This window comes from Streptococcus suis (assembly GCF_002964045.1).
GTDB lineage: Bacteria > Bacillota > Bacilli > Lactobacillales > Streptococcaceae > Streptococcus > Streptococcus suis_U.
The window spans coordinates 44,356-66,854 of record NZ_POPB01000339.1; the positions used below are offsets into that span (position 1 = coordinate 44,356).

A 22,499-nucleotide genomic window follows, 5' to 3' on the forward strand; every position below is an offset into this window, starting at 1 on the left:
CTTATTGTCCTTTCAATACTGCAACATTGGCAGTCTGTTCTTTTTTATCTTGCAGTTTCAATATCACCATGGCATTGACAGCAAGCAAGCCCACTGCCAAACTGCTCATAACAAGATTACTTGTCAACCAAACTGATGCAAGCAAACCTACTACAAATACCCCCAGTTGCCCCAAGAGATAGTGTCCATGAAGCTCACGGAAGGTCATTCCTGCCAAACGCTTGATAAAGATTTCCCGTCTGAATTGCTCAAAATAGAGCAAGTTCATGGCATCAAAGAGCAAAATGGCCGTTGCTAAAGTCAAGACAGTGCCAATGAGTAGCGAATAAAACTCTGTCCGCTTGGTGTTCAAGACACCCATAAAGGTCAAACGATGATTGACCAAATACGACACCCAATTATATACACCTTGTTCTTTCATTGCTTCAATCGTAGCCTGATAGTCCTTAAACTTCATCCCCACATCAACACTGGTTCCCCAAAACATATCTGAAATCGGTGTTGCACCAGTGGACTTCGGAGTTAAGACAACAATAATCGGATCTGTCAGATACTGAAGCTGGCTACGCTCACCGTCATTATAGAGGAAGCGCTGGTGACCGCTATCTGTATAGGTCAGACTGATCTTAGTATCAAATAACTGCTGGCTACTTATTTCCAAGCTTTCACGAGAAAATCCTTCTAATTCTGCCTGAAACATCTCCTCTACTTGCTTCGCTTGATGTCGCAAGCTCTCTGGCAAAATCAAGCCATATTCCCCTAAAGTCAAGTGATTCATCTTCTCCAAGAATGCGGTATCCACTGCCACCTTCTGCTCGGTCAGATATGCTGGCGTTACATAGAGGACATTGCCACGAGGACTATAATCCGTCAGCCGATTGCCCTCTGGATCCACATCGCTACCAAAGAGATACTGGTCTACATTGCTTTTCACAAATAAAGCCGACCCAGCTTCTAGCTGTCCTTGGGCAAACTCCCGCCACTTTTTATTCTGCTGGGCGACTTCCTCTTCAGACATCATAGCAGAGCTGTAACTAAAAACAGATTTGTAATAGTCATCTCTCAATACCCATTCTTCCTGAGCCTGTTCCAGCAAGCGGATTTCCTGATAACCCTGCAATAGACGGCTAGAGCTAAAACCTACTACCAAAATAGCCAGCAGTTGCCCAACCATCATCATAGCCAACATCCGTTTGAGAGGAAGTTTTCCCTTGAGCAAATCAACCAAGCTATTTTGCCTCAAACCTAGTAAATACACTAGGCTAAGTAGGACAGAAATACTAGCAAGAGCCAGTGCATAGAGGAAAAGCCCTAGGAAGAAGACCTGCAAGATGGATAGTAAAAATCCAGCTTGAAGATAGAGAATAAGAAGTCCGATTATAGACCCCACCAATGTAGCTACCGTAATCTGACAAATATCCTCCCATAAAGGTCGAGCCACCACCTGTAAGAAACCTTGACCAGAAATCAGACGAATCCCTGCAAATCGTAAAGTCTTGATCCGATAGATTAAGGTGAGAGCCATGAAGGTCAAAAGAAAGACAAAGAAACTCAGTATGGCTACTTCTGAAACGACTGTGGACAGGAAGATACTAAAAAGAGAATAACCATGATGGACCATGCCACTGTAACCCAGTGATTCCAAGCTTTCTTTCAAGACTTGGTTGTCCAAATCTCCTGAAACAATCAGATAAGAACTGACCAAGTCGCTGGTTTCAGCACTTTCCTTGGAGGAAACGGTCAAACCTTCTGGAACCTGTCCGCTACCATAGATAGCGTAGGTAAAACTGGTTTCCCCAGAAGCATTAGGCTCGACAATCCGTCTAGCAATCACACTCTTATGCTCATCTGCCAAGTCGGTCAAGACCTCTGTCACCTGGTCACGATTGGCTGTCTGTCTATTGGTATCTTTCCCGATAACATCCACTGCCGGATATGAACCAAACTCTACAAGACTAACCTGACCAGCCAAAGAAATACCCAGGTAAATCGCTACCAATACGGTCGATACTAGAATAAATAAACGTTTCATCGTCTCCTCCAAAGAATTGCTTGGAAACTATAGAAAATAGTCCCAAGCAAAATGCACTGTGTTAATAGTTGTAATAGAAAGCCGCTTGCTCTCCACGTTTTGTACTGATCCATGCACGAGAGGTCTGTCCTGCCTGTGCATACCCTTTACTTGAGGCTCCAGTCCATCGACTTACCACTGTTGAACTATGGTAGCGACTGCTGTGATAATAGTTTGAATAGGCGCCACCATTTGCTGCTCCGTACGTCCAAACTCCTCCACCAGGATACTGTACAGCCGCTGAAGCTACTGCTGTTCCGCCAATTGTTGCTACAAGTCCCGCGATGAGTGCAAATTTTTTAAGTGTCTTTTTCATTTTAATTTTCTCCTTTTGTTTTTTCTGTTTTATTGTTTATTTTTTAGGTCTAACTTCCTATCACGGAATATACACCTTTTCAAAAATACATCTCATTTTCTCCTAACCTTTCTAAAAGTGTTTAAATTGTCCACCAAACATCGCCTAGCTTGCCAAAAAAATATTTAAGCATCTCTTATCTCCTTCTTACATATAACTTTTTATGTGCCTAGTATATCCTCTTTTTACAAAATCACCAATGACGACAATGTCATCGAAAATAATCTATAAAGCGTAAAAAGGCATTCAAGAGATCAAAAAAGACCTAAAAGACGAACAATCTCATCTTTTAGGTCTTTCAGCGATGACATTTATGTCACCGATAAATTATGGTTACAAATATTTTTTCAAATCTTTCTGCCACTCCTCTGCTAATTTCTGTGCCAGATAGTCATTTCCAATGACCTGAGCAAACAATTTGGCTGACTGGTAAACTTTTTCAGCTTTTTCATAATTCCCCTCCAATTTCAAAGCCGTTTTCCATTCCAGCATAAACAAGAGAGGTTTCTTTTGATAATCTTGCGTCTCTTCCATTATTCCACGAAGACAATCAATATAGATAGGGGCATCGTCATAATATTCTACCAGTTCAAAGCAGGCTAGACCTGAGATAATCGCATCTCTTAAATAAAAAGTATCTTCTAATCGAACAAATGTCTGACTGCTGGCTAGTTTTTTCATTAAAAACGAGATAGATTCAAAGTTATTTTGAACTCTACTAACTGTATTCTCTCCTATTGTTTGCTGGACAAAAAAGAGCCGAATAAGAATCAAGTCATTGACATCACACACTTCTTTATTCATAAGAAGTGGCAAGGTTTCTGCCAATAAACTTACTGCATAATCTGGTTGATTGGTCCGCACCATATCCACCATAGCCTGCATAGCTTCACAAATTCTTTGCTCAGATTTTGGGAGTTCTTCAAAATAGGTATCATATATGGTTTCGATATACCCTTCCTGTTTATCCAACACCTCTACCTTATTATATATCGGCTCCCGCAACAACTTATACTTGAGCTCCAAATAGCCTTGTGGCAGTTCCTTATAGTCTGGCATCAGGCTATAGGCTGGAATGCCTAAACGCTGGGCAATGTACTCTAACTTGGGAATAGAGGGCTGAGATTGACCACTTTCTATCCGAGCTAATTGCCGTACCGTCAACTCGGATTCATCTCCGCAAAAATCTGGACGGCTCAGCCCCTTTTCTAGCCTCAGTTGCTCGATTTTTTGTCCTAAATCCATACTAGTCCCCCTACTTCACCTATTCATCCTTATCCAAACAGTATATCATATCTTGCAAGCCTTTACAAAAAACCACCAGCCTAGGCTGATGGTTCTGTCATTTCTTGTTCTTTTGCTTTTATAATAGCATTCTCACGGCGGTAGGTTACTGTCAAATCAAGCAAGTCCGCCTCAATTGCAGGGGTGAGTTGATCAGCAGTCATCCGCCAGGTCCAGTTGCCACCAAGGGTATTTGGCAGATTCATACGAGCTGACCCATCCAGACCAAGCAAGTCCTGCATAGTAGCCACAGCCATAAAGGCAGGTGAGCCGAACAGCAAGCGGAACATCGCATGGCTAACCGTTTCATCCTCACGGCGATTGCTGTACTTGTCTAAGAATGCACGGGATTCTTCCGTCGTTTCCTTTTCATACCAACCAAGAATCGTATCATTGTCATGCGTACCAGTATAAGCTACAACATTATTGCGGTGATTGTGTGGCATTTCAATGCTGTCGCCCTCAGGATCAAAGGCAAATTGCAAGACTTTCATACCTGGGAAACCAGTTGTTTCACGCAGTTGAATCACCTTGTCTGTCACAGTTCCCAAATCTTCTGCGATGATATTTAAATCACCCAAGTGATACTTGATGGTTTCAAAGAGTTCAAAACCTGGTGCTTCTACACGGTAGCCGTTAACTGCCGTTTCTTCCCCAGCTGGAATTTCCCAGAAGGAAGCAAAGCCGATAAAGTGGTCAATCCGTACCATATCATAAATCTTGAAGGATTCACGCAAGCGAGCCACCCACCAAGTAAAGCCATCGTATTTCATCGCTTCCCAGTCATAGATTGGGTTGCCCCAGAGCTGACCGATTTCTGAAAAGGCATCAGGTGGACAGCCTGCAACCACACTTGGCTTGCCTTCTTCATCCGTTTTAAAGAAGTGTGGATTGGCCCACATATCAGCTGAATCAGCTGCGATATAAATCGGCATATCCCCAACAAACTCGATCCCTTTGGCATTGGCGTAAGCCTTCAAAGCATGCCACTGGCTGAAGAACAAATACTGGGTAATGCGGTGATAATCCATCTGATCCGCCAAGAGATGACGGTAATACTCTAAAGTATCGTGGTAACGCAGACGAGCCCCTTGGTCCTCCCAATCTGTCCATGGTTTGAGGTCAAAATGCTCCTTGATCGCCATGTACTCCGCAAAGGTATGCAACCAAAAACCATTTTCCTCTGCAAAAGACCAATAATCAGCAGGTAAGCCCTCTGCTTTTATAGCCTGCACAACCTTTTCCAACACAGGACGGCGACCGTGAAAGACCTTGGCATAATCCACCTCTGTATCATTAGTACCAAAGTCAATCCCAGCAAGATCAGCCTCTGTCAACCAGCCCTTTTCAATCAAGAAATCAAAATCAATAAAGTGGGTATTTCCAGCAAAGGCTGAAAAAGACTGATAAGGTGAATCCCCATAACTGGTTGTACCTAGTGGTAAAATCTGCCAATAACGTTGCTTGGTCCTTTCCAAAAAATCAACAAAATCATAGGCAGCCTGTCCCATAGAACCAATGCCGTATTTACCAGGTAGAGATGAGATGTGCATGAGCACACCACTTTGGCGTTCTTTCATAATAGTCCCCTATATCTTTCTAAAAATTCTTTTTTATAAACGCAAACGATTGCTTTGATTTATTATATAATGAAAACGGTAACAAATCAAGCTTTTTTCACAGTTCTATCAAATAATTTCGATAGCATTTACAAGTTTCTTCATTAAATATAGTGAATCGTTTTTCCGATATTTTATATTAACCTAAAAAAATTTTTTAATTTTTTTATAAAAACACTTGCAAACGCATTCATTCTGGTGTATAATAAATTCATCTTAGGAAAACGTTTGCGCTAGCAAGCATTTCACAATAAAACATTTATTCTTGGAGGGAAGAATATGAAACACAAACTTCTTAAGAGCGTTGCTCTCTTAGCTGCATCTACAGCTGTTTTGGCTGCTTGCTCAAACTCATCGTCAGAGTCATCTAGCTCAGCAGACAGTAGCAAAGAATTGACGATTTACGTTGACCAAGGTTATGAAACTTACATTAACGATGTAAAAGCTGCATTCGAAGAAGAAAACGGTGTAACTGTTAACGTTAAAACTGGTGATGCCCTTACAGGTTTGGATAACTTGTCATTGGATAACCAATCTGGCTCAGCTCCAGACGTTATGATGGCTCCATACGACCGCGTAGGAAGTCTTGGTTCAGAAGGTCAATTGTCTGAATTAACACTTGCTGATACAAGCAAGACAGACGATACAACAACTGCTCTCGTAACAAACGGTGGTAAAGTCTACGGTTCACCTGCTGTTATTGAAACACTTGTTCTTTACTACAACAAAGATTTGTTGACAGAAGCACCTAAAACATTTGCTGACCTTGAAAAATTGGCAACTGATAGCAAATATGCATTTGAAGGTGAATCAGGTAAAACAACTGCTTTCCTTGCAGACTGGACTAACTTCTACTACACTTATGGACTTCTAGCTGGTTACGGCGGTTATGTATTTGGTGACAATGGTACAAATCCATCTGACATCGGTCTTGCAAACGACGGTGCAATTAAAGCAATTGAATACGCTAAAACTTGGTACGAAAAATGGCCTCAAGGTCTTCAAGACAGCACAGCTGCTAACAACTTGATCAACACTCAATTTACAGATGGTAAAGCTGCTGCAATCATCGAAGGCCCTTGGAAAGCTGCTTCATACAAAGAAGCTGGTTTGAACTACGGTGTAGCAACAATCCCAACACTTGCAAATGACAAAGAATACGCTGCCTTTGGTGGTGGTAAAGCTTGGGTTGTTCCAACAGGTTCTCAAAACCCAGAAATGGCACAAAAATTTGTTGACTACTTGACATCTACTGATCAACAAAAAGCTCTTTACGATGCAACAAACGAAGTTCCTGCTAACACAGAAGCACGTGAATATGCTGTAGGCAAAAACGATGAATTGACAACTGCGGTTATCAACCAATTTGCTTCAGCACAACCAATGCCAAACATCTCAGAAATGAGCACAGTTTGGGAACCTGCAGCAAACATGCTCTTTGACGCTGCTAGCGGTGCTAAAGATGCAAAAACTGCTGCTACTGATGCTGTTAAATTGATCGAAGATACAATCGCTCAAAAATACGGTAACTAGTCAAGTTTAAAGTTGGACTGGGAAGAACTCCCAGTCTACTTTGTTAATATTCTACCAAAAAGTATATTGACATTTAAAATTGACTCTCGATGCTAAAGGAGACTATGACTATGAAACAAAATCCAGGTAAAGCACTCCTTTTGTCCTTGATCCCTGGTCTCGGACAAATCTATAATAAACAAAAAGCAAAAGGATATATCTTCTTAGGAGTTACTATTGCATTTTTGATTTATTTCATTGCTATTGCTGCTGGTGAATTAGGAAATTTGATTACCCTAGGTAGTCAACGCGGACGTGACAACTCCCTCTTTATGTTGATTCGTGGTTCTTTCCACTTAATCATCACGGTTGTTTATCTCGCTTTTTATGCCCTTAACCTAAAAGATGCTAAAGATACAGCCCAACGTTGGAATAATGGTTACCCTGTACCGACAACATTAAATGAGATGGTAAAAGGTGTCTATGAGAATGGATTCCCATATCTCTTAATTATTCCATCTTACATTGCCATGACTTTTGCTATCATCTTCCCTGTTGTGGTAACCCTCTTTATCGCCTTTACCAACTACGATTTCCAACATTTGCCTCCTGGCGCTCTATTGGACTGGGTTGGACTCACAAACTTCACCAATATTTGGAAATTAAGCACCTTCCGTTCAGCTTTCGGTTCTGTTCTAGGTTGGACAATTATTTGGGCCTTGGCTGCTTCAACTGCACAGATTGTTATCGGTATCTTGACAGCCATCATTGCCAACCAGCCATTTATTAAAGGCAAACGCATCTTCGGTGTTATCTTCTTGCTCCCATGGGCTGTTCCAGCCTTCGTGACTATCTTGACCTTCAGTAACATGTTCAACGATAGTGTCGGTGCTATTAACACACAAGTATTACCATTCCTAAGCAAATTCTTGCCATTTATCGACAACTTCCTTATTCCATGGAAAACAGATCCATTCTGGACTAAGGTTGCCCTTATCATGATGCAGGCTTGGCTTGGTTTCCCTTATATCTATGTCTTGACCTTGGGTATTTTGCAATCCATTCCAAACGATTTGTACGAGGCTGCCTACATTGATGGTGCAAGTGCCATTCAAAAATTCCGCAGTATCACACTTCCAATGATCTTGGCAGTGGCTGCACCAACTCTTATCAGTCAGTACACCTTCAACTTCAACAACTTCTCTATCATCTACCTCTTCAACAACGGTGGACCTGGTAGTGTCGGTGGTGGTGCTGGTTCAACTGACATCTTGATTTCATGGATTTACAAATTGACAACTGGTACTGCTCCTCAGTATTCAATGGCTGCAGCGGTGACCTTGATTATCTCTATGATTGTCATCAGTATCTCTATGATTGCCTTCAAGAAATTAAATGCATTTGAAATGGAGGATGTATAAGATGAAAGTATCTGTAAAAACTAGACGCATACTCAATCAGACCTTTACTTACCTTTATCTGATTACCCTCTCTATCATTATCATCTATCCTCTATTGATTACAATCATGTCAGCCTTCAAGTCTGGTAACGTGGTTGCCTTCAAATTGGATAGCAATATCAACTTTACACTAGATAATTTCAAAGGACTCTTTACCGAAACTCTTTACGGAACTTGGTACCTCAATACGCTTATCATTGCTCTCTTGACAATGGTTATCCAAACAAGTATAGTGGTATTAGCAGGTTATGCATATAGCCGTTATAACTTCATCGCTCGTAAACAGAGTTTGGTCTTCTTCTTGATTATTCAAATGGTGCCAACCATGGCGGCTCTTACAGCCTTCTTCGTTATGGCCCTCATGCTCAATGCGCTCAACCAAAGCTGGTTCCTCATCTTCCTCTATGTCGGTGGTGGTATCCCAATGAACGCTTGGCTCATGAAAGGCTACTTTGATACGGTGCCAATTTCCCTCGATGAATCTGCAAAACTAGACGGTGCTGGTCACTTCAGACGTTTCTGGCAAATCGTTCTTCCACTTGTTCGTCCAATGATTGCGGTACAAGCACTCTGGGCCTTCATGGGACCATTTGGAGATTACATCCTATCCAAATTCTTGCTTCGTGAAAAAGAATTTTATACTGTAGCCGTTGGTCTTCAAACCTTCATCTCTGATGTGAAAAACTTGAAGATTGCCTACTTTGCGGCAGGTGCTATCCTTATCGCCCTACCAATCAGTATCCTATTCTTCTTCCTACAAAAGAACTTTGTATCTGGTTTAACAAGTGGTGGTGACAAGGGATAACCCTGTCCCACCTTTTCCCTTTTTAGACAGAGCAAAGATATTTATGAAAGGTTCACTTATGCTCCCTTATCCATTCTCATATTTTTCTAGTCTATTCTCCCCAAGAAAGATGTTTGCCAATCGACATTTGATGACACTCTGGCAGCGACTATTTACGACTATTTTCCTGGTTGCCCTATTAGTCATCCCAAGTTCATTGCAAACTGCCAGTCTTGGAACCTACCCTATGGAGAATTTTGTAGAGGGGATTTATAATCCCTTGACAGAGAAAATTGTTGAGGATCTTCACCAACATGTGACAATTGAAAATCATCAACTGGCCTATACTGGAAATGGTAACTGGGAACAAGTAACCTTCGGCGACACAGTGTCTACGAGCTCCGACTTTTCCTATCAATTTGACGCACAAACCTTAACCATTCGAAAAGGTCAGGATATCCTGACCCAGTTAAGCTATGAAGGTCTAACAACCGCTGATTTCTCTAACAAGGAAAGCTTGACAACTGCCATTTCAAAATCATGGTATCAAGCCAATCGTGCAGCCGTTGGACTAAGTATTACCCTAGTGTCGACAATTATCCTTTCGACCAACCTTCTCTTTATTTTGCTAGGTGCTAGCTTCTTCCTGTTTTTAACAAAGAAATCTCGTTTCTTCCATTTTAAAACCTTTGCAGAGTGCTATAATTTCTCGCTCAATTGCTTGGGACTACCAACCATTTTAGCCTGTCTAATCGGCTTGTTTGGTCAGCCTGTCACGACTGTTTTAACCATTCAGAATATCCTGTTTGTACTATGCTTACTATGGGTATTTTTCAAAACCAAATTTAGAGATGACAATTAGGAGGTTCCCATGCGCGCTACCATTAAAGATGTCGCTAAGTTAGCTGGTGTTTCGCCTTCTACCGTTACCCGCGTCATTCAAAATAGCTCTGCCATTAGCCAAAAAACCAAAGATTTGGTAAGAAAGGCCATGGCTGAACTCAATTACCATCCCAATCTAAATGCTCGTAGTTTGGTTTCCAGCTACACCCAGGTTATCGGCTTGGTCTTGCCTGACGATTCCGATGTCTTCTACCAAAACCCCTTCTTTCCAACAGCCCTGCGTGGCATTTCACAGGTGGCTGCAGACCACAATTACGCCCTTCAAATCTCTACGGGCAAAAATGAAGAGCAACGTCTTGAGGCTATTTCTCAAATGGTTTACGGGAAACGAGTAGACGGGCTAATTTTCCTTTATTCCAAGCCAGATGATCCGCTGGTCCAGCTAGCCATTCAGCATAAATTTCCCTTCCTCATTCTTGGAAAGGCAGATTCCCCGTTTATCTCCCTAGTCGATAACGATAATATCCAAGCTGGATTTGAAGCGACCAATTACTTTATCAATAAAGGCTACAAGAATATCGCCTTCGTCGCCGGTAACAAAGAGCTGGTCGTATCCCAAGACCGCTATGCAGGCTATAAAAACGCCTTGAAATCACACAACATCCCTCTAGATGAAAACAAGGTCAAGTTTGTATCAGGTTTCCTTTTGGAAGATAGTGCCTATAAAATCTCCAAGAAATTACTCAAACAGGATATAGACGCAATCGTCACAACCGATACCATGGTCGCGGAAGGGATTGTCAAATACCTCAACGAAGCCGGTTCCAAACTACCCATCATCTCCTTTGACTCTGTCAAACCAAAATTGGATATTGAAGCCTATGTCGATGTCCATGCCATTAAACTTGGACGCGTGGCCTTCAATACCCTCCACCAAATTATCAATGACAATAAGGAAGACAAGCAGGTCTGCTACCGCCGTGTCATTCCACATTCTATTACCGAACTCTAACTTAGAAAGGAGCCTTTTAGCTCATGGCATTACGACAATTTCAAGCATTTCTAGATGATGTAGCTACTATTCGCCTAGTAATGGAAAAACGATTTGATTCCGAGCATATGAGTTTCTCTCTCGAATCATCCGACGCTACATCTCAACTCTTTATTCATTCCTGTCTAGAGGTAGATAATCTTGTTCTATATTATTTAACTAGTCTCCATGCCCTCAATTTGGATAAAGACTACACCATTTACGACCAAGATCGCAACAAAACCGAGTTAGGCTATGGGCATATCGTTCGCTCTGCTATTTTCGAACAAAATTATACCTATAACGGCCGAGACTTGGGTGCAACCTATAGTCCTCAGTCCACTAGCTTCAAGCTTTGGGCTCCTATCTCCAAGCAAGTCTTTCTAGTTCTAGAGGGCAACCCTCATGCAATGACCAAGGGTTCTAATGGTGTCTGGCAGGTCACAGTAGAGGGCGATTTGGACAGTCAAAGCTACCACTATCTCCACAAAGTCAATGGCGAGTGGATTGCTGTTCACGACCCTTATGCCCTTTCTTCTAAGGCAAACTCTGGCGATAGCTATGTCATCAACCCAAATAAGCTCCACAAGGTTCGTCGTGCCAAGACTCAACGCCCTATCTCTCAGGCTATTGTCTATGAAATGAGCGTCCGTGATTTCTCTTGGCAGACAGAAGCCGGCTTTAAACACCGTAGCCAATTCCTGGGTCTGACAGAATCTCCTGTCTTAGATGGTATGCAGCTTGGCATGGACTATGTCAAAAACTTGGGCGTAACCCATATTCAACTCTTACCAGTGTATGATTTTGGCAGTGTGGATGAAAACAAACCTCAGGCTGTTTACAACTGGGGTTACGACCCTATGCAGTACAATCTACCTGAAGGATCCTTCTCCAGTCTGCCAAATGACCCCTACGCCCGTATCTTAGAACTCCAAGAAGCCATTCAAGCCTATCACGATGCAGATATTTCGGTCAATATGGACGTTGTTTACAACCATGTTTATCACGCTGAGAAATACGCATTCGAACTCATCGTGCCTGGTTATTTCTACCGTTACAACGAGCATGGTATGCGGACTGATGGTACCTTCTGTGGCAACGATGTCGCTAGTGAACGCAGCATGGTTCGTAACTACATCAAGCAATCCCTTCGCCAATGGCTAGAAATCTATGGTTTTGATGGATTCCGTTTTGACTTGATGGGTATCTTGGATAGCGAAACCATCAATCAAATCCAAGCAGAATTGGCTGCCATCTACCCAAATGTCTATCTCTATGGCGAAGGCTGGAAGATGGCAACTGGCTTAGAATATGAAAAACTGGCCCACCAGTACAACGCAGATCAACTCCCTGAAGTGAGCTTCTTCAACGATGACTACCGTGATACCTTCAAAAAGCTCTTACTCAACCCACATCGTTTGGTTGACAAGCAACTACACGAAAAAGTACAGCATCTTTTGACAGGTAGCCGCTATAGCCACTTCATCAAACCGCAACAGTCACTCAACTATATTGAGTGCCATGATAATGCGACAGCCTTTGATTACTTCCATATTGAAAATCCAAGCTGGACCCCGCAACAACAAAAGCGTGCTGCAAGTTTTGGACTACAGTTGATCCTTATTTCCCAAGGTATGGCCTTTATCCATAGCGGACAAGAATTCTTCCGTACCAAAGATGAGATTGACAATACCTACAATATTCCTGACCGTATCAATCGCTTGGACTGGACACGAGCTGTACACTATAAAGAACATATCGAATTTATCCAAGAATTGATTGCCTTCCGTAAAAACAATCCAATTCTCAGCCAAGATAGCTATGAAACCATTCAAGAAACCTGTGATTTCTACTGGTTGACCGAATATGTTCTCCGCTATCAAGTCACAAATGGTGAGAAAACCATCCACTTCATTATCAACTTTGCAGACAGCGATTTTGTTTTTGAAAATGAGGAAGAACAAACCATTCGTTTCAGTTTCCCTCCTGTTGACGATAAAAAAGCCCAGCACATCACATTGGCTGGACAAAGTATTTGTATTTTGGAAGATATAGTCTTTTAGTTTACTTTTAGTACTCGCTTCAAAGGTTTGGGGAACCTTTGAAGGCTGGAGATAGTGCGAACCAAGTTCGCTTCAAAAGCCGCAGGCATAACTCAATGCTTTCTTATTTCTAGGCATTGACTTGCTGAGGTACTTCGCTTTTTTGTTTTCAGGCTCAGGTACGAATAGTCCACCGGACTATTCGTATCCCCCAGACTGTTTCAATCAGGCAAGGCGAGTTCAAACACTCCAGTGGAATGTTTGAAGTTGGAAATAAGTAAACGAAGTTTCCTCATTCGTCGAAGTAATAAAAGTCAACTAAATGACGATAAATAGGACTTTAGACCGATGAAAGAACCCATCAACTAGGATATACTAATATCAATCCTAAATATTTTTCATAAATCTCCTTAGAACTCATCAGCCCTTGCTGGTGAGTTTTTTGCATGATAAAAAACAACCCAGCACGAAGCTGAGTTGTTTAGACTATGGTTGACAAATTAATAAAGATTAGCTCGATTAGCCACCTTAATCCAATCATTTTGAGAAGGAATCAGTTTCTCTAGTTCCCCATTAGCATTCTGTCTGTAGGTAGCAACTAACGGATTTATATTTTTATCAGCACCTGCCGCCTGCATGTTTGGCGTACTATGATTTGCTCTAACTTCAAAGATTGTCATCCCGTCTTCGTTACGAGTCTGAACTTGGTAATCATAAACATCAAATCTCGTTTCGTTCTCTGTTCTAAGATAAGTTCTTACTACCCAATTTTTTAGAGACAAATCTTGTCGTTCTTTATCTAAGAATCGAACAGAATCAACATAATGTTCAGATTTCTCCTTACCTCCAGAATAGTTCTTATTATTAGGTTTTATAGCAAATTCTTGCATATTTACACGCTGCTCACCATTCATATAGTAAGTTGGAATAATTACCGTATCCCCCTTCAATTTCCACTCTGATTGAGGTGCGATTGTAATTGGCGGGATATACCCTCCACGACCACCAACATAAGCAAATAATAATGTCTTATCTTTTGTAAGGTAAATCCACCGTGTACGAATATTGTGTTCTGTGAATAAATTGGTAAAACTTGATGTATCATAATCCGATAATGATTTATCAATGCTAATAGCATCCAACTCTTTCAATACATCTTGCAATTGATAGGTAGTTGGCTGATAAGTATTAAAGGAATCGATGACAGAATCTAAATCATATTTGACAATATGCCCAAAACTCTCCTGCTTCCCTGGAATACGAGTCCAGTCCATTACCTCTTTCAATGTTTTACTTGCTGTTCGTGAAAGAGGACCAACAGGGGATTCATCAATCACCTTCCTTATTCCATCAAAATCAAAGAATCTAGAAATAAATGTCGCCTTGTCAGTAACATTATATAGTATATAATCTACCAACGTATCATCAATAATGCTATTTCTAGCTTCTAACTGAACTATTTCTTCGAGATCTGATTTCTTGGCTCCTGGTAGATATAGAATAAATTCTTTCTTCTCTTTAGCATCATAAGTGTCCTTATTATGTACACCGTATGGATAGGATGATTCTAATTTTACTCCATCCTTATATTCTACCTTACCAACAGGATCATAACTCAATTCCAACAATGTCATTTTGTATTTATTGTTACCGATTAATTCCGGATTTGTAAATCTACCTTTAAAATTAGAATAGAAGCGTTGTCCGTTTGGTGACTTCTCATCCTGAACACCATAATTACTGTCATGGAAGCTACCTTCAAAATGACCATTTGATTGCAATTTCAAACCAGTACCCCATGCTCCTGCACCACTTGAGAATGTGAATGGATTGGTAATGCGATCAAGAAGTAAATCATTCCCTGTTACTATGGGAGTTTTATCTACATTTTCCGTTTTATCTACGTTCTCCGTTTTATTCTTACTATCACTCTCCGCAGTAACAGTAGTTTCTTTAGAATATGTTAGGAGAATATCTTTAATATCTAGTAGAGTCACCTCACTCTCAAGTTCCAGTTTTCTAATTTTTTCAGCAAGCCATGGAAACTTTTCTTTAAGAGCTTTAATAATATCTATTTCCGCACCAATATTTATGAATCTATATATACTGAACTGGCCTTCGATATCATTCCAAATAGATTTTAATACTTCTTTATCACTAATGTCCTCTATTAAATCACTTAACTTTATACTACCTTCGCCTTCAATACCAAGACCTCCCCATGGTTTAAGAGATAAAATATCTAATTGTAAAACCTCAGCAGTAATATCCATAGACGGACCGATTTGTAACGTTGCTTCAAAATCTAAATTACCAAGAGAAGGCTTTCCATAAATTTCTGGTTTATTAAACTTAGGAATCCAGTTTTGCATTTCAAACTTTACTTTATTTTGAAGCTCATAACCTACTGTAATTGAAATAGAACCATCAATTGAATACTCTATAAATAGGGGAATTTCAACACTACCAATTCCGCTTGCAATTGGCAATTCCAATTGTCCTAATTCAATCGTAACAGTTCCTAAGTTTTTAAGCTTATCTGTTTTTTCGTCGCCAAACGTTAACTCACCTGAAAGTTTTATATTTTTCTCGAACTCTAAATCTAAGTTAGCTATATCTACCGTCGGGAACCAGCTATTTAATGATATAGCTTTTGAAGTAAGTTTTCCGCCAACTTCAAGCTCGATTTTACCCTTTAGTTTTTCTATTTCTGTTGTTAGGACCTTTTTCCGACTAATTTCAATAGTGCGCAACGTACTATCGTTACTCTTGCTCTTATTAACTACCTTAACTCCATCACTTGGAATAAATACAGCTTCTGAAAGATCAAACTCAAATTTATCAATATCAATATCTTTAATTACTTCAAAAATATTAGGCTGTTCATATAAAACAGTGGCTTGACCATCCTGATTAATAACTTTAGTAACTTTAATTGCCTTCAAAGTTCCATATATCTTAGTAGGGGGGACGACTATTACATCCCCTGCCTGTGCGTCTAGCTCATTAGACAATACCAGTGACACTCCATTATCTTCAAGAGTTTGATAATAGGCATCATTCAGATAGATTATCTGTGGATTCAACTGCACTCGTCCAGTTTCATCCTCAATCCGTTTACCAAGTAAAAATTGACCTTGTTCATTGATAACAAGTGGATCAGTGCCACTGATAGCCATCACTTGTGATTTAAACTGTCCCGATTCAAAAGTATAAACCTTATTAGGTACTAAATGAGTGTAGGTATAGCCCTCTACATCTGTTTTAATAGTATCTACCAATTTACCATCTAAAACAACACGTACTTCATTCTCTTCTAAAGCTAGCCCTTCTTGATTATAAACATACCCAGAAACAGCAATTTTCTCGATTGGTTTACCTGTTCTATCTATTGCTTGAGTTCCAATTTTATAAACTTTTGTAATAACAGGCAATTCTCGAGTATATACTAGCTCCGTCGTATCAGCATTGTCTTCACCTTCTTGTTTTTTACGAATATTTAAAGTAACATAGGCTGCTTGAATAGATTCTAGCTGACGAGTTCCCGCCTGTAAGTTAGAATCATAAATATCTACAATTTTTACTTGAGAGAGATTAGAATTTGAAAGATTTGCCAAATTTATATATCGACTATCAACTTCAACTAAACGGACGATTTCTTCTTGTGGAACCTCCTTATCAAGAATTGCTTTGTTAACTTCAATAGAATACGTTTCTTGAACTCCAGTCGTAACTTGTTCTGAAACAGAAGGTTTATCAATAACTTCAGTTAATACTTGATGATTATTTTCTGCTGGTCCAGTTGAAGCTGATTCACTAGATGATACCGATGCATCATTTTTTATAACAGAACTCCCTGTTCCAACTCTGATAATATGGTTCTTCGGAGCTCGCTCTTCATTTTCAGAAATAAGGTTACGTTCCGTTTCAACTCCATCAACCAAACGAATTTCCTGAACTGTAATCCGTTGTCCCATTTGACCTTCCTGCTCCACTACAGTTTGATTTGCAGGAAGTGTGGCATCCTCTTTCAATATTACTTCAAATGGAATTTCCTCCGTCAAACGAACAGTGCGTACAGTAGTACGGATCTCGACTGTTTTTATCACTTTCTCTGTTTCTGGGAAAATTGGTGTCGTACTTGGCTGAATTCCTTCGCTTTGGCTATTTCCATCCGTTTCAGTACCTGCTGCATTAGTGTTCGAATCGCCAATATTAGCATCTGTTGTACCTGAAACTAGCTCATTTTCCGTGCTACCATCCCCTTCTTCAACAGAAGTACCCGTGGTAGTTGTGGCTGGTGAAGAAACTTCTACACTCTCTTCAACCTGTTGCTCGCTCACAATGATTTCCTCCGAAATAACTTCCTCATTTACCGTCGGAACACTCATAGTTGCAGTTGTGATTGTGGCAAAATCAAACTCACTAACTTCGTTCAAAGTTGTTTCAGCCTTCTTATAGATTTCCGTCACTGTATAGACAGTCTGTAAAATATCATCTACTGTTCGTTCTGACTTAACAGGATTGCTTGTAGATACCAAAACATAGCCAGTTGTATCCGTAAGTGATTGCCCTTGCTCATCAACTTTTATAGTTTCGGTCACCGTTTCCTTATTAAGATAAGCCTTCTCAGCTTCTACTACTTCCGTAGGTTGCTCACTAGTTGCTGGCTTCTCCGCAGGTTGTTCCACTATTGAGTCCGTATTAGCCGAACCTTCCTTTACATCTAAAGCTGGCGGAGTTGCTTGCTCTACTTGAGTAGACACTTCATCTACAGCATGCTCTACTACAATCTTTTCCACAGTCGATTGCTCAATCACTGATGGAATCGAAGTTGCTTTTGCTATTTGTTCATTTCTTTCTCCCGCTTTCTCTCCGTCTTCTTGTAGGACTACTTTTTCTTCAGGCTGGATAACATTCTCAGAATCTCCTAAATAACCTACAAAATCATAACCAGCTATAGTAATTTTTCCGTCTGGTAAGCTAGAACCAACTTCTAAAATACGAGTCTGGCTGTACTTGGCTAAAGTCGCCACGGTCACAGCAGATACAGAAGTCACAACTAGGCTACCACCTACTATTGTCAGAAACATAGCAGAGCGAACAGTCTTCTTATTCTTGCGACCGACAGCTATAGCGATAATCAAAAGACCTGCACCGACAGCACCTGTCAAAAGCGGGGATACTGTACCTGTCTTAGGAAGAACATCCGAACCTGCCTTGCGATAAACCAAATAATAAGTAGCATCCGCTGTCACTTCTTTTGGCAATTCACTAACAAGCGCCTGCTTTTCTGCCTCAGTTAACTCATCCGTTGTCACATAATCGTAGCGAACAGTCGCAGTTCCACTATCTGCCAGGACTGGTACAGCTGACACAAGACCGACTCCTAAAAGTGCAGATGCTACTCCTAGACCAGAAAACTTACGAATTCCATATCGAAAGCGTTTTCTTTCTTGTGTGCCAAAACGCCTAAAGCCATATTTCATATCCAATCTCCTATATTTTTATTTTAAATCAATTTTATTTTATACATAATAATATTAGATGTCAAGATAGATATATGCTATTTTAGTAAAAATCGAACTTTTTAAGAATTATATAATATTAAACATATAAACATTATTTTTATTATCTTTTAAAACTAGACGCATAATGTATTAGAGCAACTTCGTAGCATCAAGTCTTATATTGAAAACACTTATTTCTCAAAAAGAGCTGGTGATAATACTATAAATAATATCCGATAGGGCTTACAACGACTAGAGATTTTTCCTAAACTGGTTTTAATACTTAATAAAAATCAAAAATAGCAATTCTAGTCTACTTCTAATGAGCGAAACGTTAATATATATGTGTATGTATGTATATTAATTATGAATAATAAGTTTAAAGTAGCTATTTTCTCCCCCAAAATTTAATCTAGAAAAGTTCCATATCCACTTTGAGTAGTAAATAGCTATTTTTGATTTTAAATAAGTTATAACGTCAATGAAAGAGTGAGTTCTACTATATATCCTCATATACCACCCATTGCATAGTGCTAGGTGACTATCTCATTTTCTACCATATATTATAAGGTAGACGAACCATTTCTGTATCTCAGTGAACAAGATTATCTAAGACTCTTCAAGAAAAAATAAATAAATGTATAATAAGTGTCCTTTACAAACTTATTATACATTCATTTTTGTTATCTATTGCTCTTTACATCAATTCCATTATCTTCCGACCAATGCGTTCAATGTCATTCTGCATCCCACGAAGCTCAAAGGTGTCTATAACAGGAAAACCAAATCGCTCAGCATATTGCTTGGCAGTCAGACAATATTGGTTGTTGAAATTACGATTGCCTGAGCCAACGACACCCAGACAAAGCTCTGCATTTGTCCCCAAAGCGATAAAATCTCCGAGAGGATTGGTCAGAATTTCCACATCTCCATTGTCCACTCCATTTCCACCTTCTAAGTAGGTTGGTAAAAAGGCGACAAAGGGTGCGTCTAGCTGGTAAAAGGAAATGTCCTGCTTGACCAAATCTTTGACATGAACCAATTCAATCTCCCAGTCAGTTTGAAACTGAAAAAAAGACTTTAGGCGTTTCACAAAACTCTCTGTATTGCCACTCAAACTGATATAAACCAAATATATTTTCTTCTTCATACATTTCCTCTTTATAATAAAAACACTACATGTAGACTGTAAATACTATTTTACTCCTACATGTAGTGTTTGTCAATCAGTCACTTTCCACAAACCGTCCAATAATATTGACATTGTCTGCTACTGAAACAAAGGCTTGTGGGTCCGCTTTTTTCATGATTTGCTTAAACTCACTGAATTCAGCTCGCGTGATGATGGTAATTAAAACCGTCTTTTGCTCATGGTTATAAGCACCCTCAGCACCATTGATAATGGTCACACCGCGATTAAGCTTCTTATGGATTTTCTTAATGACTCGTTCAGGATGATCTGTAATAATCATGGCCTGCATCCGTTTTTGTTTCACGAAAATCGCATCTGTCATGCGACTGGAGATGAACAGCGCAACCATTGAATATAGGGCATATTGCCAGCCAAAGGTCATCCCTGCAATCAACATAATCATAATGTTGACAATCAAGGAAATGGAGCCAACTTGACGTCCCGTCTTCTTGCGAATAATAATAGAGACAATATCAGTACCACCACTAGATACATTGTTCCTAAGCGCAAATCCAATCCCAGTTCCCAGCATGAGACCACCAAAAATAGCATTGACTAAAGGGTCTGTCGTCAGGGTAACTGGCGGCATAAATTGGATAAAGAAAGAACTGAAGGATACCGTAATAAAGGTAAAGATAGTAAATTTATAACCAATTTTATACCAAGCTAAGATAAGCAAGGGGATGTTCAGACCGTAATAGACTACCGCAATCGGTACATTCCAACCAGCGTAAGAAGCTGCCAGAGCAGAGACAATCTGGGCAAGACCAGTAACTCCAGACGAATAAACATTCCCTGGTCTAAAGAAAAAATTCACCGCGATACTAGATAGGAGTCCATAAATAATGGACCCCGATATCCGTTCAGCATATTTTTCCTGAGAAATTCCCAAAATGACCGACCAAAACTTATTCTTTCTGGCCTTTCTTAAGAAGCGTACACGCTGTTTTCTGAAAAATTTATTCATTTTCAAGTGTAATGTCTAAAGCCAATTCCTCTAATTGAGCTGATGCAACCGTACTTGGTGCCTGGGTCATTGGATCAGATGCCTTGTTATTCTTCGGAAAGGCGATAACTTCACGAATGTTATCCTCACCAGCCAATAACATGACAAAGCGGTCCAAACCGATAGCCAATCCACCGTGTGGTGGGAAGCCGTAGTCCATAGCTTCTAGCAAGAAACCAAACTGCTCATGCGCATCTTCAGCTGAGAAACCAAGAGCCTTGAACATCCGTTCTTGCATCTCTTTTTGGTTGATACGAAGGCTACCGCCACCCAATTCATAACCATTCAAAACAATATCGTAGGCAACCGCACGAACCTCCGCCAAATCACCATCCAAATGATGAGCTGTTTCTTCCGTCGGCAAGGTGAATGGGTGGTGGGCACTCATGTAACGGCCTTCTTCTTCTGACCACTCAAACATTGGCCAATCCACAATCCAGAGGAAGTTGAACTTGCTTTCGTCAATCAAGCCCTGCTCTTTAGCCAAGCGGTTTCGCAAAGCTCCCAGGGTATTGTTGGCTACTTCCAATTCATCTGCCACAAAGAGCACTAGGTCCTTGTCTTCCAACTGTAAACTTGCTGTCAAGTTTGCTGTAATGTCTGTCAAGAACTTAGCAACTGGGCCCGCTAATTCTCCCTGATCAACTTTCACCCAAGCAAGTCCCTTGGCACCAAATTGTTTGGCGTATTCTGTTAATTTATCAATGTCTTTACGTGAGTAGCTGTCCGCCGCACCTTTGACCACAATAGCCTTTACAACAGGTGCTTCTGAGAAGACTTTGAAGTCAACTTCCTTGACAGTATCTGTCAAGTCTTGCAAGAGCATCTCAAAACGAGTATCCGGCTTGTCTGAACCATAGAAGTTCATAGCATGGTCATAGGCCATACGAGGGAATGGCAAGGTCACATCTATTCCTTTGGTATCTTTCAAGACCTTAGCAATCAAGCCTTCTACGATGTCTTGGATTTCAACTTCGTTCAAGAATGAGGTTTCCAAGTCAACCTGTGTAAACTCAGGTTGACGGTCCCCACGCAAGTCCTCGTCACGGAAACACTTAACGATTTGATAGTAACGGTCAAAACCAGCATTCATCAAAAGCTGCTTAGTAATCTGCGGACTTTGTGGAAGGGCATAGAAGTGACCTTTTGACACACGAGAAGGTACCAAGTAGTCACGCGCACCTTCTGGCGTTGACTTGGTCAACATTGGCGTTTCCACATCGATAAATTCCAAGTCATCCAGATAATTGCGAATGCTGTGGGTTACAGCTGCACGTAATTTGAAGTTGTTGAGCATTTCTGGACGGCGAAGATCCAAATAACGGTAACGAAGACGGGTATCATCGCTAGCTTCAATACCATCCTTGATTTCAAATGGAGTTGTCTTAGCCGTGTTCAACACTGTCAAGCTGGTTACTTGCAGTTCAACAGCTCCTGTCGGAATGTTGTCATTGGCTTGTTCACGCTCCACAACCGTTCCCGTTACTTCGATAACAAACTCACTGCGGAGACTCTCCGCTTTTGCCATCACTTCAGCTTGAACTGACTCAGGGTTAATCACCAATTGCATAATGCCTTCACGGTCACGCAAGTCAATGAAAATCAGACCACCCAGGTCACGACGACGGCCAACCCAACCTTTCAAAGTAATTTCCTGTCCGACATGTTCCTTACGAACACGTCCAGCGTACATAGAACGTTTCATTTTCTTCCTCTTTTACTGATTTTATACCTATTCATTCTACCATAAAATGGCTGATTTTTGGGGGAAATTGCCGAGAAAAATCTAAT

The 22,499-nt window shown here is 40.5% G+C and carries 14 protein-coding genes and 1 pseudogene; 7 read left to right on the forward strand and 8 right to left on the reverse strand.

The window, feature by feature from the left end; all coding sequences use genetic code 11:
- Position 1 precedes the first annotated feature (1 nt).
- The 4 genes from C1E99_RS07420 to malQ all read right to left on the reverse strand — a co-directional run bounded on the left by C1E99_RS07420 (position 2) and on the right by malQ (position 5,290).
- On the reverse strand, positions 2–2,032 hold the full coding sequence (locus C1E99_RS07420; protein WP_105144094.1) for a bacteriocin-associated integral membrane family protein: 2,031 nt from the start codon (positions 2,030–2,032) through the stop codon (positions 2–4).
- A 61-nt stretch (positions 2,033–2,093) separates the two neighbouring features.
- A complete protein-coding gene (locus C1E99_RS07425; protein ID WP_105106714.1) occupies positions 2,094–2,387 on the reverse strand; it encodes a lactococcin 972 family bacteriocin in 294 nt (97 codons plus the stop codon).
- A 372-nt stretch (positions 2,388–2,759) separates the two neighbouring features.
- Complete coding sequence (locus C1E99_RS07430; RefSeq protein ID WP_105106713.1) at positions 2,760–3,671, reverse strand: helix-turn-helix domain-containing protein; 912 nt, start codon at positions 3,669–3,671, stop codon at positions 2,760–2,762.
- A gap of 80 nt (positions 3,672–3,751) precedes the next feature.
- Positions 3,752–5,290, reverse strand: coding sequence for a 4-alpha-glucanotransferase (gene malQ / locus C1E99_RS07435; protein ID WP_105106712.1), 1,539 nt, complete (start codon positions 5,288–5,290; stop codon positions 3,752–3,754).
- Positions 5,291–5,608: 318 nt separating this feature from the next.
- Between malQ and C1E99_RS07440 the strand changes: the two genes are divergently transcribed.
- The 6 genes from C1E99_RS07440 (at position 5,609) to pulA (ending at position 13,021) form a co-directional block, all read left to right on the forward strand.
- Positions 5,609–6,862 carry an extracellular solute-binding protein gene (locus C1E99_RS07440; protein ID WP_105207134.1) on the forward strand — a complete coding sequence of 418 codons (1,254 nt, stop codon included), beginning with the start codon at positions 5,609–5,611 and terminating at the stop codon, positions 6,860–6,862.
- Between the two features lie 104 nt (positions 6,863–6,966).
- Positions 6,967–8,262, forward strand: a complete 1,296-nt coding sequence (locus C1E99_RS07445; protein WP_029186015.1) for a sugar ABC transporter permease — start codon at positions 6,967–6,969, stop codon at positions 8,260–8,262.
- Between the two features lies 1 nt (position 8,263).
- Positions 8,264–9,106 (forward strand): sugar ABC transporter permease, encoded by an 843-nt coding sequence (locus C1E99_RS07450; protein WP_029186016.1) that lies wholly within the window; start codon positions 8,264–8,266, stop codon positions 9,104–9,106.
- Between the two features lie 109 nt (positions 9,107–9,215).
- Positions 9,216–9,947, forward strand: a complete 732-nt coding sequence (locus tag C1E99_RS07455) for a hypothetical protein (RefSeq protein ID WP_238146219.1) — start codon at positions 9,216–9,218, stop codon at positions 9,945–9,947.
- 9 nt (positions 9,948–9,956) lie between these two features.
- Positions 9,957–10,940 (forward strand): LacI family DNA-binding transcriptional regulator, encoded by a 984-nt coding sequence (locus tag C1E99_RS07460; RefSeq protein ID WP_105109253.1) that lies wholly within the window; start codon positions 9,957–9,959, stop codon positions 10,938–10,940.
- Positions 10,941–10,963: 23 nt separating this feature from the next.
- Positions 10,964–13,021, forward strand: coding sequence for a type I pullulanase (gene pulA / locus C1E99_RS07465; protein WP_105207136.1), 2,058 nt, complete (start codon positions 10,964–10,966; stop codon positions 13,019–13,021).
- Between the two features lie 479 nt (positions 13,022–13,500).
- Here the strand turns inward: pulA and C1E99_RS07470 are convergent, their stop codons facing one another.
- Entirely contained in the window at positions 13,501–18,489 is a 4,989-nt protein-coding gene (locus C1E99_RS07470; RefSeq protein WP_105207137.1) for a G5 domain-containing protein, read from the reverse strand.
- Between the two features lie 168 nt (positions 18,490–18,657).
- On the opposite strand from C1E99_RS07470, the pseudogene C1E99_RS15500 reads away from it, so the two are divergent.
- Positions 18,658–18,747, forward strand: a pseudogene (locus C1E99_RS15500) (type II toxin-antitoxin system RelE/ParE family toxin); the annotation flags it as partial.
- Between the two features lie 460 nt (positions 18,748–19,207).
- Here C1E99_RS15500 and nrdI read toward each other — a convergent pair.
- The 3 genes from nrdI to aspS form a co-directional block, all read right to left on the reverse strand.
- A complete protein-coding gene (nrdI, locus tag C1E99_RS07480) occupies positions 19,208–19,660 on the reverse strand; it encodes a class Ib ribonucleoside-diphosphate reductase assembly flavoprotein NrdI (RefSeq protein ID WP_029186020.1) in 453 nt (150 codons plus the stop codon).
- A gap of 76 nt (positions 19,661–19,736) precedes the next feature.
- The gene (locus C1E99_RS07485) at positions 19,737–20,675 is read right to left on the reverse strand and encodes a YitT family protein (protein WP_105207138.1); all 939 of its coding nucleotides are present in this window, start codon (positions 20,673–20,675) and stop codon (positions 19,737–19,739) included.
- Complete coding sequence (aspS, locus tag C1E99_RS07490; RefSeq protein ID WP_105207139.1) at positions 20,662–22,413, reverse strand: aspartate--tRNA ligase; 1,752 nt, start codon at positions 22,411–22,413, stop codon at positions 20,662–20,664. The genes C1E99_RS07485 and aspS overlap by 14 nt, the downstream gene beginning before the upstream one ends.
- Between the last annotated feature and the right edge of the window lie 86 nt (positions 22,414–22,499).

Excerpts from the sequence above, each read along its gene's own strand:
- C1E99_RS07450 (WP_029186016.1), top strand. The coding sequence starts at position 8,264 with ATGAAAGTATCTGTAAAAACTAGACGCATACTCAATCAGACCTTTACT.
- C1E99_RS07460 (WP_105109253.1), top strand. The coding sequence starts at position 9,957 with ATGCGCGCTACCATTAAAGATGTCGCTAAGTTAGCTGGTGTTTCGCCT.
- C1E99_RS07440 (WP_105207134.1), top strand. The coding sequence starts at position 5,609 with ATGAAACACAAACTTCTTAAGAGCGTTGCTCTCTTAGCTGCATCTACA.
- C1E99_RS07425 (WP_105106714.1), bottom strand. The coding sequence starts at position 2,387 with ATGAAAAAGACACTTAAAAAATTTGCACTCATCGCGGGACTTGTAGCA.
- C1E99_RS07420 (WP_105144094.1), bottom strand. The coding sequence starts at position 2,032 with ATGAAACGTTTATTTATTCTAGTATCGACCGTATTGGTAGCGATTTAC.
- malQ (WP_105106712.1), bottom strand. The coding sequence starts at position 5,290 with ATGAAAGAACGCCAAAGTGGTGTGCTCATGCACATCTCATCTCTACCT.
- C1E99_RS07470 (WP_105207137.1), bottom strand. The coding sequence starts at position 18,489 with ATGAAATATGGCTTTAGGCGTTTTGGCACACAAGAAAGAAAACGCTTT.
- C1E99_RS07445 (WP_029186015.1), top strand. The coding sequence starts at position 6,967 with ATGACTATGAAACAAAATCCAGGTAAAGCACTCCTTTTGTCCTTGATC.
- pulA (WP_105207136.1), top strand. The coding sequence starts at position 10,964 with ATGGCATTACGACAATTTCAAGCATTTCTAGATGATGTAGCTACTATT.
- nrdI (WP_029186020.1), bottom strand. The coding sequence starts at position 19,660 with ATGAAGAAGAAAATATATTTGGTTTATATCAGTTTGAGTGGCAATACA.
- C1E99_RS07430 (WP_105106713.1), bottom strand. The coding sequence starts at position 3,671 with ATGGATTTAGGACAAAAAATCGAGCAACTGAGGCTAGAAAAGGGGCTG.
- aspS (WP_105207139.1), bottom strand. The coding sequence starts at position 22,413 with ATGAAACGTTCTATGTACGCTGGACGTGTTCGTAAGGAACATGTCGGA.
- C1E99_RS07455 (WP_238146219.1), top strand. The coding sequence starts at position 9,216 with ATGTTTGCCAATCGACATTTGATGACACTCTGGCAGCGACTATTTACG.